The sequence below is a fragment of the Nitrospiria bacterium genome (assembly GCA_036397255.1).
Lineage (GTDB): Bacteria > Nitrospirota > Nitrospiria > DASWJH01 > DASWJH01 > DASWJH01.
This window is the reverse complement of sequence record DASWJH010000071.1, coordinates 1-12,339: the sequence shown is the minus strand read 5'-3', so window position 1 is coordinate 12,339 and position 12,339 is coordinate 1. Positions and strand designations below refer to the sequence as shown.

Annotated in this window: 9 protein-coding genes and 1 pseudogene; 1 reads left to right on the top strand and 9 read right to left on the bottom strand. The window is 43.4% G+C overall.

Translation table 11 applies throughout. From position 1 onward, the window contains the following. Positions 1 to 362: 362 nt before the first annotated feature. Positions 363 to 548 (top strand): annotated as a pseudogene (locus tag VGB26_09305) (cupredoxin domain-containing protein). Between the two features lie 128 nt (positions 549 to 676). On the opposite strand, the gene VGB26_09300 reads toward VGB26_09305, so the two are convergent. The 9 genes from VGB26_09300 to VGB26_09260 form a co-directional block, all read right to left on the bottom strand. Continuing rightward, complete coding sequence (locus tag VGB26_09300; protein ID HEX9757984.1) at positions 677 to 2,032, bottom strand: sigma-54 dependent transcriptional regulator; 1,356 nt, start codon at positions 2,030 to 2,032, stop codon at positions 677 to 679. A 19-nt stretch (positions 2,033 to 2,051) separates the two neighbouring features. After that, a complete protein-coding gene (locus VGB26_09295; GenBank protein ID HEX9757983.1) occupies positions 2,052 to 3,428 on the bottom strand; it encodes an ATP-binding protein in 1,377 nt (458 codons plus the stop codon). A gap of 38 nt (positions 3,429 to 3,466) precedes the next feature. Next, entirely contained in the window at positions 3,467 to 4,309 is an 843-nt protein-coding gene (gene nuoB / locus VGB26_09290) for an NADH-quinone oxidoreductase subunit NuoB (protein HEX9757982.1), read from the bottom strand. A gap of 168 nt (positions 4,310 to 4,477) precedes the next feature. Further along, positions 4,478 to 6,061 carry an NADH-quinone oxidoreductase subunit C gene (locus tag VGB26_09285; GenBank protein HEX9757981.1) on the bottom strand — a complete coding sequence of 528 codons (1,584 nt, stop codon included), beginning with the start codon at positions 6,059 to 6,061 and terminating at the stop codon, positions 4,478 to 4,480. Positions 6,062 to 6,063: 2 nt separating this feature from the next. Further along, the gene (locus VGB26_09280; GenBank protein HEX9757980.1) at positions 6,064 to 7,527 is read right to left on the bottom strand and encodes a hydrogenase 4 subunit F; all 1,464 of its coding nucleotides are present in this window, start codon (positions 7,525 to 7,527) and stop codon (positions 6,064 to 6,066) included. 4 nt (positions 7,528 to 7,531) lie between these two features. Then, a complete protein-coding gene (locus VGB26_09275; GenBank protein HEX9757979.1) occupies positions 7,532 to 8,200 on the bottom strand; it encodes a hydrogenase in 669 nt (222 codons plus the stop codon). After that, positions 8,201 to 9,142, bottom strand: a complete 942-nt coding sequence (locus VGB26_09270) for an NADH-quinone oxidoreductase subunit H (GenBank protein ID HEX9757978.1) — start codon at positions 9,140 to 9,142, stop codon at positions 8,201 to 8,203. 12 nt (positions 9,143 to 9,154) lie between these two features. Further along, positions 9,155 to 11,200, bottom strand: a complete 2,046-nt coding sequence (hyfB, locus tag VGB26_09265; protein HEX9757977.1) for a hydrogenase 4 subunit B — start codon at positions 11,198 to 11,200, stop codon at positions 9,155 to 9,157. 649 nt (positions 11,201 to 11,849) lie between these two features. Further along, positions 11,850 to 12,008 (bottom strand): hypothetical protein, encoded by a 159-nt coding sequence (locus VGB26_09260; GenBank protein HEX9757976.1) that lies wholly within the window; start codon positions 12,006 to 12,008, stop codon positions 11,850 to 11,852. Between the last annotated feature and the right edge of the window lie 331 nt (positions 12,009 to 12,339).

The window sequence follows — 12,339 nt, the reverse complement described above, 5'->3', positions numbered from 1 at the left end:
GGATGGATGGATATTCAGGGGTAAGCAGTGTCATTGGAAGGATGGGCAGGGAGATGGAGAAGGATAGAAGGACAGCAAAACGGTTTGAGGAAATAAGGATAAAAATTCAAAGATGAGCCAAGAGCAGATTTGACCCCAAACCAGATTTGACCCCAAACCCCAAACAGATGAGCCAAGAGCAGATTTGACCCCAAACGACCCCAAACTTGACAAACTTTGTTGGCGCTTTCCTGATTTCCCTTTGCATTTTCCCCCTGACCGTTCAGGCCGGCGAAGAATTTAAATTACTGTCTGCTTTGGTTGGCAAAGGGGGGAATATTTGGTTGCCTTCAACCCTCATTGTTTAAAAAGAAAAAGAGGTCAAGCTGAACCTGAATAATTTGGTGGACAAAGACCATGGGTTTACCATAGAAGGGCTTGATGTCAAAGAGGTGGTGAAAGCGGGAGGGTCGAAAGAGATCACCATCAAACCAGGACAAGCGGGGGTTTACCGCTATTTTTGCCAATTGCACGAGGGACATGTGGGAGGGCAATTGCTGGTAAAATAGCAGTCTAAAATTTCTGTAGGGATGGAGTTTTCTTGAACTTATAAAAAGGTTTTTGCTGAAAGTTGGCTTTTTGGGGTTTTCCACCCAAGAATTATTTTCAAATCCCTGTCTTGGAATCGAAATTTTTTTTAAAGCTCAATTTCATATTCCTTGATTTTATAGTGAAGGGCCCGGGGACTTATTCCGAGAATTTTTGCGGCTTTTTCCCGGTGATGGGTTATTTCCTTTAAAACCCGTGTGATGGTTTCTTTCTCCATATCCCTTAAGGTTTTTGGAAATGTTAGAACCGATTTTTTATTATCGAGTTTGGTTCCTTGGATTTCCGGAGAAAGGTGTTCGGGTAAAATGGTTTCCTCTTTAACCAATACAACCAGCCTTTCAACCATATTTTTGAGTTCACGGACATTTCCGGGCCAATGATAATTTGTCATTAGCTGAAGCGCTTCTGAAGAAAATCCCCGGAAATTTTTTTGGTGAATTTTAGAAAACTCTTTTAAAAAAACCTCCATTAAAAGGGGAATATCTTCTCGATGGTCTCTCAAGGGGGGTAAATGGATGGGAATAACATTTAAACGGTAGTAAAGGTCTTCTCGAAACCTTCCCGCTTCCACTTCCTTTTGAAGGTCCCGGTTGGTTGCCGCAATCATTCTTATATCGATATGAATTTGTTTCGTTCCCCCTAGTCTTCTAAATTCTTTCGTTTCCAATACACGCAGGAAATCCACTTGGTTTTTAAGGTTCATTTCCCCAATTTCATCCAAAAAAAAGGTTCCTTTGTGGGCCAATTCAAACCTTCCCGGTTTGTTAATATTAGCCCCAGTAAAAGCGCCTTTTTCATAGCCGAATAGCTCGCTTTCAAAAAGACTTTCGGGTAAGGCCCCGCAATTCAATGTAATAAAAGGCCCGTTTGCCCTTGGGCTGTTTTGGTGTAAGGCCCTCGCGACCAATTCCTTACCGGTTCCGCTCTCTCCTGAAATAAGTACCGTCACATCGTTTCCCGATAGGATCTCAATCATTTCATAGACTTTTTTCATCTCCAAACTCTGTCCGATGATCTGTTCGATTTTCCCTTTAATGTTTAACCGTTCCTTAAGCGTTTTATTTTCTTGAGATAATTTCCTTTTCTCAACCGCTTTTTCAATGGTAATGGGAAGCCGGTCTCGTTCTAAAGGTTTTGAAAGATAGTCATAGGCCCCCTCGCGCATGGCCTCAACTGCAGATTCTACGGTTCCATAGGCGGTCATGACAATGACCTCAGAGTCAATTTTTTGACTTTTAATCCACTGCAACACCTCCATTCCGTTCATACCGGGCATTTTGAGGTCCACAATAACCACATCAAATATTGAATTGCTTAAATGGAGGACCGCTTTTTCACCGTTTTCTACGGCTAAAACATCGTATCCTGATTTTTCAAGAATGGTGGCCAAAGCGTTTCTAATATTGATTTCGTCATCAACGATTAATATTTTTATTGCGTTCATTTTTTTAACCTTGGGTTTTTTATTTTGATCCTTGGAAACAAGGTAAACGAATGGTGGCGGTGGTTCCAGACCCTTCCTGGCTTTTTAGGTGTAGGGAACCGTGGTGGTCTTCGACAATTCGGTAAACAATTGAAAGTCCAAGGCCGGTTCCTTCTTTTTTTGTAGTGAAAAAAGGTTCAAATAACCTGAGAACGGAAGCTTTTGGTATCCCGTTCCCAGAATCGGAAAAAATAACCTCAATCCATGGTTCTTTCATATTTTCCACACGGTGTGCCCCTATTTTTAGGGTTCCTCCCCCTTCCATGGCTTGAAAGGCATTCATGATGATGTTTAAAAAGGCCTGGCTAATCTCCGTTTCATCTCCTTTCACAAGAGGTAAGTCTTCTGGAACGTGGAGGTCCATTTTTATCTTTTTTTCCGTCGCTTCATGTTCCAACAAATTTTTTAGGTGAAGGAGAACATTTGGAAGGTTAACATCCTTTATTTGGAGTTGTAAAGGTTTTGAAAACCTCATGAAATTATCCGAGATTTCCTTTAATCGATAAATTTCGGTGTGAAGGATATTAAAATATTTCCGAGTAATGTCAGTGAGAGATTTTTTCTTGAAAACTTCTTCTTCTAAAAGCTGTAAATTTAAATCGAGGGCACTCAGGGGGTTTCTAATTTCGTGGGCAATTCCGGCCGATAGAGTATGTAAGGCGGAAAGTTTTTCAGAAACCTGTAAGCGTTGTTCCAAAATAGAAAGCTTTGAAATATCCTTTAAAAGGAGGACGATTCCCAAGTTTTTTTGAAGGTTGTCTTTAAGAAATGAAGTGGTGACACTGATGGTGGCGTTGGGGTTGGTGGGTAAAACATAGTCTATTTTTTGATCCTGAACAAATTGATCCTTTTCAAGAGCCTCAGAGAGGATGGTTCGAATGGGATCGTTTCCCGGAAAAAAAATCTTATAAGATTGCCCAAGAGTACTGATGGGCTTGACGCTTAAAATTTGTTCTGCCAGTGGATTGAGAGCTGTAATTCTTCCCTTTCTATCCAAGGTAAGAATACCATTGGGAATGCTCTCGAGAATGTTTCGGGCTAGGCTTTTAACCTGTTCTAACGCTTTTTTGGTTTCACGGTAATTTTGATAGGTGACGATAACACTGACGCCGATTCCTCCGAGCAAAAAGAGGATGAGCGTGATTTTAATAAAATCTTCCCTGAATTTCCCCAACCCTGAAAATCCTTCCGGGGGAATTTCGGTGGATTTAATCAAATCCTCCACGATGTTTTTTTCATGCTGAATCCCCAGGACCAAAAAAATGGTAAGGACCAGGGCAAGAAGTACGACCAGCGAAATAATTAATCGGGTAGGGATGTGGCCAAAAAGGGTTTGTTCAGGATCCGCGCGTAACATGGAGATATATTAACATTTTTTGTCACCTGAAAAAAAGTTCAGTCTTTCGGGATTCCTTTTTTTATTTTTTGTTGTGTTTTTCCCAAAGCAAGGAAAATCCCGTTTAAAACAGCCAAGGGGCTGGGAGGGCACCCTGGGATGAACACATCAACCGGCAACACTTTATTTAAACCCCCTATGGTGGAATAGTTTTCCGGAAAAATTCCCCCATCGCAGGCGCAGGCCCCAACGGCAACGACCCATTTGGGATCTGGGGTGGCTTCGTAGGTTTTTAACAGGGCTTCTTCCATCGATCGGGTAACGGGCCCTGTGACCAAAAGCATATCCGCAAACCGTGGGGAAGCGACAAAATCAATTCCGAACCTCTGTATATCGTAAAAAGGGTTTGTCAAGGCCGTAATTTCCCATTCACAAGCATTACAGGAACCGGTGTCCACCTCCCGAATGTGTAAGGATCTACCGAAAAATTTTTGGATTTGGTTTTTTACCTTAAATCCAACATTTTCAGTATCTTTTTCGTATGTAAGGACAGGGGTTTTCTCTTCCGGAGAAATGGTACGAATTAAATCGTTCGGGTCACGGACCGAAAGGTCCTGCCTTTCACTCAATCGGAATAATTCTGGAAAAGCTTCTTCACACAGACCGCATGAAATACAACGGCCCATTAACAGCCGGAACCTGGAAGGCTCCCCTTCTTTTCCGTCATCAAATGTCATAGCATCGGAAGGACAAAGGTTGACCGAATTTTCAAAAACCTCGGGATTCCACATTACCTGTTCCATGAGGGGAAGTCCCTTAAATTTTGAAAAACCCTCCCTCAACTCAGGAAGGGATTGGGTTACCATTCCCGTTTTTATGGATTGTTTTATAAATTTGAGCATCGTGAAGAATCCTTTCTATTTTAGGGGCTCGCGTCTGCCTGCCGGCAGGTCGCCCCCTCCACCGGCAAAGCGTTCGACCGAGCTCACGCCGAGGTCCGGACGAAGCCTGCTCGTCCGGCAGGCGGGCCTCCCCCTCTCGCTCGCTTCCGCTCGCTGGCGGGATATCTATTAACGATCACAGCCAGCGTAGGAGAGCTCAAAACTTTTATTGATTAATGGAAAATCAGGAACGATATTTCCGGGCACGGTCTCGGGAACCACATGCCAATTACAAAAGGAGGGAGAACGGATCTTGAAGCGAAATATGGTTTGATCGGGGCCTGTCATGATCCAGTGAATTATTTCTCCTCGGGGTGACTCGGAAAATCCAAGCCCGGTTTGATAAGGGGAAATGGGTGGAAGATCACCTTCAATCTCCCCCGGGGGAAGGTTTTGTAGGACCTGCCGAATCATCTGAAAGGATTGTTGAACCTCCTCCACGCGGACTTTCATTCTTGCTAAAACATCCCCATAGTGATAAACGGGCACCGAAAAAGTGATTTTGTTGTAAGCGGCATGGGGGTGGTCCCTTCTACAATCCCGGTCAATTCCCGAAGCCCGTCCAGCGGGCCCTACCACGGAATGGTCTTTTGCCGTTTCCTTGGTTAAAATCCCCGTTCCCTCCAAACGGTCCAGGTTTGAACTGGATGCCAATATTAACCCCAACAGGTTTGAAAATTCCTTTTCCACCACTTCCAATGTCTTTAAAACCTCCCGGATCTGGTTTGAGGAAATATCCTTTCTCAGTCCTCCCGGTTTATTGATTCCGAAAAGGTACCGATGACCTGTAAGGCTCATGTTCAACCGCATTAAACGTTCCTTGAGGATCGCTCCTTGGGCGTTCCCAACAATAAGACCTGTTCCGGCACACAGATTCCCCACATCCCCAATGTGGTTATAAAGACGTTCCAGTTCTAGAAACAGTGTCCGCAAGTATGCGGCCCGTAAGGGGACGGAGATTCCTGCAAGACGTTCCAGCGCTTGACAATAAGCGGCGGAATGACTAAACGAGCCCACCCCCGAAATCCGTTCAACCAAAAAGAGGGCTTCTAAAAAAGTTTTTCCCTCCGTCCTTTTTTCAATTCCGCGATGTTTGTAAAACAAACGGGCGGCAAGGTTTAAAATGGTGTCCCCAACGACACTGAACCGGAAATGACCAGGTTCAATAATTCCCGCGTGAACCGGACCCACGGGAATTTCAAAAACCCCTTCTCCTGAAACCGGGGGAGGGTTCCAATGTTCTTTTCTTTTTATTGGAAATTCTTTGAAGTCAAAATTTTTTCGCAAGGGGAAATAACCATCTGGACCTGGGGCATGTAAAACCAGGGGAAATGGATAGGGATGTCCCAGTGGTTTAATTCCGAGAAGGTCTTGGTTTTCCCTTTCGTACCAACTGGCTGCATGAATGAAGGGGGTAATAGAAGGATATTCGGGGTGATTTTTTTCAAGGTCAACTTGGAAAATGATAAAAAGGTCCCTTCGATCATCCGAAAAGACAAAATATAGTTTGAACATCCCGTCCCGGACTCTTTCATCGGTTCCAATGATATTGATCAGGGGACAGGAGGAGTCATCATGTAAAAATTTGGCCATTGCCGGAATGGCATTTTTTTCGATTTTTAAATAGATCTCATTGTTGTTTTTTATTTCCATGGAATGGATCTCATGGGGAAATGTTTTTTGAAGAGCCTCGATGGAATTGGGATTTTTCATGTTTAACTCCCGGAAATGATCTGAACGACCTGGTTAATCAGTGTATTTAAGGGTTTGGGTATATAAAAGCCCAAAATCATTACGAAGGCCATATTCATCAACATGGCCAGGGTTGACCATCGGCTCAATTCCCCCTTTTGAATGCCCGATGGAGGGACTCCAAAGGTCATGGCGTTAACATAATAAAGGATAGAGGCAAAAATCAGAACCACGCAAAAAAGAAGAACCAGGGAGGAAATCATTTTTCCTGAGGAAAATCCTGCTGCCAGAATGGTCAACTCAGAAATAAATAAACTGAAAGGGGGAGATCCTGTCATTGCCAAAGCACCTAATAAAAAAACAGTTCCCGTTACTGGCATGAGACGGCCCAGCCCTTTAACCTTTTCAATTTCCTTTGTTCCGTAACGAAGTACAATGTTCCCCGCAGCAAAAAACATCATGGATTTTGCCATGGCATTGTTAAAAAGATGCAACATGGCCCCATAGGTTCCCAAGGGTACTGAGAAAGAGAGGCCAACCGCAATGATTCCCATATGTTCCACGCTGGAATAGGCTAACATCCTTTTAAAATCTTTTTGAATGATAAGGAAAAATGCAGCCATGATTAAAGAAGCCAAACCGAACATGAGGAGAAGGGATGAAGGATAGGCCGGTCCAAGGGCACCTTTGGTGATGATATAAAATCTTAAAATGCCGTACATGGCGCAGGAGAGGAGTACACCTGAGAGCAATCCGCTAATCGGGGAAGGTGCTTGGCTGTGAGCATCCGGAAGCCATGTGTGCATAGGGGCCAAACCCACCTTTGTTCCGTAACCGATGACAATAAAGAGGAAAGCGAGCTTCATCACTTTGGGATCCAACTGGTGAGAAATGGATGCCAGCGTAGACCAATTCAAGGCATCGCTCGACTCCCCCAGAATGTTGACCGATGAATAATAGGTGAGAACTGTTCCGAATAATCCAATGGCTATTCCGACACTGCAGATGATCATATATTTCCATGCGGCCTCGAGGGGTTCCCGCTCGGACCGAAGGCCGACTAACCCCGCAGAAGCCAGGGTCGTGGCCTCGATGGCAATCCAAAGAATTCCCAGGTTGTTGCTGACGGCTACCAACAAAATCGTGAAAATAAAAGTGTGGAGTAAGAAATAATAACGCCTCATTCTCCTGATTCCCAAATCCCCATTCCCCAGTTCGGACCGGATGTAACCATGGGAGTAGATGGAGGCGGTGAATGTGATGATGGAAATGACCAGAACCAAAAAAGCTCCCAAGGCATCTACCCGAAGCAACCCTTTTAATGCCGATATCTCGTGGTTTTGATACACTTCACCGACCAGGTTTAATCCAAGAAAAAGAATCCCTCCGGCTCCAAGAAAATTGACTGCCTCCAGTTTTTGTTGGGACCGAAAAATACCGCAAAGAACGGTTATGAATAATGAAAAAAGGAGTAAAGTAAGAATCATCAAGTTATCCTCTCAGTTGCCTCATTCTTTTCGTGTCCAGGGTTATAAATTTTTGGTTGATTCGGTTCATAAAAACGACCAGGATCAAAACTCCAACCAAGACGTCAAAAAACACTCCTATTTCAACGATTAAAGGCATTCCATAGGTAGTAGCGATAGCGCCCAGAAATAGACCATTCTCCAGGGTTAAAAGGCCGATAATTTGGGAAAGGGCTTGAACCCGTGTGATCATAATAAAAAGTCCAATGAGCATCACCGCGATAGAGACAGCCAAACAGTTTCGTGTAATGAGGCTCCCCAAACCCGCGATGGGCTGGGTTACAAAATAGGCTAAAATGGCCAGTCCCCCGGAAATCAGTAGAGAGCTGGGCACATTTACATAGAGGTCAACCTCTCTTTTTACATTGATCCGTTCAATGATTCGATTCAAAACACGGGGAATGATGATCACTTTAATCACAATGGTTAATAAGGCTGCAATGTACAGATGGACGAACCCTGTAAAAAAACCTACCTCAGCGGCCACGCATGCCAACAGAAAGGAATGTAAACCATATGCTCCTACACAGGCCCTTAAACGCCGGTAGCCTACGACCAAAAACGTTGTTGTTAAAATGGTGGCTCCTAATAAATTGGTTATTTTGGATGCCAAAATGGGATCGGAAATGTCCATTTAACCTTTTACAATGTAGAAAGTGAGGAGAGCCAATAGGGACAAAATAAAAGAAGCCCCCAATAATTCCGGGACACGAAAAAAACGGAGCTTCGCTAAAGAGGACTCCACAACCGAAATGATAAGAGCGAGGAAAAATATTTTTGCCAGAAAAAAAACGATGGGGACCCCTATTTCGGAAAAATCATATTGGGGGGCCAGGCCGATGGGAATAAAAAGATTACCCAGAAGTACAATGAATAAGAATTGTTTCGCTTGGGCCGCCCATTCCATGAGGGCGAGTCCTCGCCCGGAAAATTCCAGGAGCATTCCCTCGTGAATCATGGTCAATTCCAGATGGGTGTCTGGATTGTCTACCGGAATTCTTCCTGTTTCTGCAATGGCGACAATAAAAAGGGCCCCAAATGCCAGAACATGGGCGGGATTGACCAAATCGGTCCCCATGTTTGCCAAGGTTTCCATCGCCGGGCCAAGGCTGATAGTTCCGGAGGATAGGGCGACGGAAAAAATGGCCAGCATCATGGCGGGTTCGGCCAAAGCGGAAATAACCATTTCACGGCTGCTGCCCATTCCCCCAAATGCACTTCCCGCTTCCAGACCCGAGAGGGCGGTAAAGAACCGAGCCAATGCGAAAAGGTAAACCAGCGCAATAATGTCCCCAGAAAATCCCAAGGGTAGGGTTGTAGAAAAAACAGGAACAAGGAGACTGGCGGTGGCCATGGATGAAAAGACGATAAAAGGAGTGAACCGAAAAATCCAAGAGGTATGTTTTGAGATCACCATATCCTTTTGGAATCGTTTGGCCAGGTCGAAGTAGGGTTGAAAAAGGGATGGTCCTTTTCTGGATTGGAACCGAGCCTTTAATTTCTTAATGATTCCGCTTAAAAGGGGAGCCCCTCCAAACACAATGACCATTTTCCCAAGAATTAAAATAATACCCATGTTTTTTTCCTCTTAAAATGAAACCGTGAGGTAAATCAATCCCGCAACCAGGGTTAAAAAAAGATAAGCCAAATAAGCATGAATGCTTCCGGACTGAATCACTTTGATTTTTTCTCCGATCTTCAGGAAATAACTTAGAAGGGGTTTGTAAAGGTATTTTTCAATGAGGTGCTCAATTTCACCGGAGTATAACAATTCCTGTGTCACGTATGGAGGACTGGTCCCTTTCTGTTTAATTTCATGGCGGGGTTGATAAATATTACTAAAAATCTGGCGAAAGGCATTTGAAAAACCTGTTGGCGTATATTCCATTTTCGGGGTTAACTCATGAATTCCGCAGGCCCAGGTTTCCCCTTGAGTTATCTTTTTATCCCTTAAAAAAATAAGGACGATTAAAAATAAAGCTAAGAGAACCGAACACAAAATCATTAAAAGGACTCCCGGGGAAAGGCTTGAAAAACCTTGGTATACCGGTACGATCATCCAACCTCCTGAGGACGTAATCTCATGAAAAATATGTACTCCCATGAAATTCAAAACCACCCCATCTAAAAGAAAAATCACAAATCCCGGGAAAATCCCAAAAAGAAGGCAAACCATTGCAAGAATTCCCATACCCAATTTCATCGAAATGGGGGCTTCTTTTGCTTGTTGGGTTTGGGGGGAGCGCGGCATGGCCAAAAAAGTCAATCCAAAAGCCTTCACAAAACAAGCCGCGGCTAGTGCTCCCGTTAAAGCCAACATAGCCCCGGAAAGGGGAATGAGTATCCTCCCCATTCCCTCCGGAAGATTGAGACTCAACAATAAGGATTGAAAAATTAACCACTCGCTAATAAACCCGTTAAAAGGGGGAAGGGCGGAAATGGAAAGTGAACCGATCAGGAAAAAAAAAGCTGTTGTCGGCATCCGTTTGATAAGGCCTCCCATTTTTTCCATATCCCTGGAGTGGACGGCAGAAACGACGGCACCCGCCCCCAAAAAAAGGAGTCCCTTGAAAACAGCATGATTAAGGGTATGGTAGAGGCCCGCCAAAAAAGCCAACGCGGAAAGAGAAGTTAATCCATGGGTTTTGAAAATCAAAGCCGTACCAAATCCAATCAAAATAATTCCAATATTTTCGATACTGTGAAAAGCCAGCAACCGTTTGAGGTCATGTTCCATGAGAGCATACATCACCCCCAAGACTGCCGAGATGGATGCAAGGAAAAGAATCAATCCTCCCCACCAGGCGGGACCGATTCCCAGAACATCAAAATAAAAACGTGCAAACCCATAAATTCCCATTTTAATGATAATTCCCGACATCAGGCTCGAAATGTTACTGGGGGCAGCGGGATGAGCCACAGGGAGCCAGATATGAAAGGGAATGACGCCGGCTTTGGTTCCAAAACCGATTAAAAAACAGATAAAAACAAGATTCCGATCAAAAGGCGAAATATCCTGAAAGGTAGATTTGAAATCTGAAAACCCCATACTTCCGGAAAAGGAAAATAGGGCTAAGAAGGAAATAAAGATAAAGGCCGTTCCAATATGGCTTATCACCAGAAAGAGATTTCCGGCGTGAACGGATTCAGGTTTGTCCGTTTCCGTGCTCACCAAAAGGTAGGAAAGGAGGGTCATGGATTCCCAGGCCATTAAAAAGGTGACTCCGTCTCCAGAACAGACCAAGAAAACCATAGAGAGTAAGAGGAGGTTTAATTTGAAGCCAAAAACCCCCAAATGATATTTACCTTCATATTCGACAAGGTAACCCAAGGAGTATAAACCAATGCTTAAGCTCACCAAAAAAATCAGGAAAAGAAAGAAAGAAGACAAAAAATCCACAGAAAAGTTGAAGGGAAAAGGAAGAGAAGTGAAAAATTGAATGGTAAAAGAGGTTTGAGAAATTAAAAAACCTAGGGCGGTACCTAATCCCAAAAATGAACCTAAAATGACACTCCAAGACCCCAAAATCCGGGAGAGAGCCCCGGTTTTTCCAAACAAAAAGCTGAATAAGCCTCCCAGGAGAAAGATTCCCATGGTGGCTATCATCATCTTTTCTAATAAAGAAGCGATCATTTTGGAATGATCACAGATAATAAAAGGCTAAGGGAAAAGGAGATTTCAATCAATTCCCATTTCCCATTTTGGGTTCTGAAAAAGGTGTTAAGAGTGATTTCTCTGTATTTTCGCGGTTTGCTTGAATTTTTTCCTTCTCGGATGTTTTTTTATTTTTAAGGTCATCCTTCATTTTTTCCCCTTAAGCGTTTTTGAGTTTAATTTTAAGTAACTTTTGTTTTTGAGTATTAAATGAGGTTTAGGAAAGAACGGATTTTTTTAGTGCATTTATTATGCCAATTAGGTTTTAGAAAGGAAATGGAATAAATATCTAGAAAAACAATGATATATAAAGAATTAAAGAAAAGGAAATGTTAAATAACGGTTACTAGCTGCAAATTTTTCAACTGTTAGGTTTTTAAAAAGGAGTGGTTTTGTGGGACAAAACTAAAAAGTTAAAAAAAATAAGGAGGTAAGAATTATCTTTTTAGTTTTATTCCTGCAAAAATTGCAAGGGAGAAAATTCCTGCGAAATGGGTTCTCTCTTTGGGATTTTTTTACCACTCCTTTTTTTATCAAGGGTTGGTTTTATTTAAAGGGTTTTTAATAGCTGAAAATCAAAGAAATAGGATGGTTTCTTCATGTATTGCTTTACTATTTCCGGTTGTTGTTAAGCAAGACGGTTAAAGGGATTATCTGCAAGGGATTGTCCTCCATCAATGGAGATGCAGTTTCCCGTTAGGTAGGCCGCGCGGCATCGGATATTAGAAAACAGGCCAGCAAAGCCATTTCCTTGGGCTTTCCAAACCTTTTTAAGGGAATTCTCCATTGAGGGTCATTTGTTCCACTTTTGAATCAGGCATGAGCGCTTTCCATGCCCCCTCGGTTGGGGTTGGCCCAGGGGCAATGGCCTTGAGCCTAATATTAAATTTTCCCCATTCCACAGCCAAAGACCGGGTCTAATTTAGAACACCGGCCTTGGCTGCAGCGGAAGGAATGACATAACTGGCTCCTGTCACTGGTCATGAAAAGTGTACCAGTTTTAAGGGGCATTCCTCATAAAAGAGGGGTACCATCGATCTTTCTTGTGAAGACGGGAGGGAGAGATGGTCGGAAAGGAGGAATGCATGGAGATATGGGTGTTGAAGCGGCAGGGATAT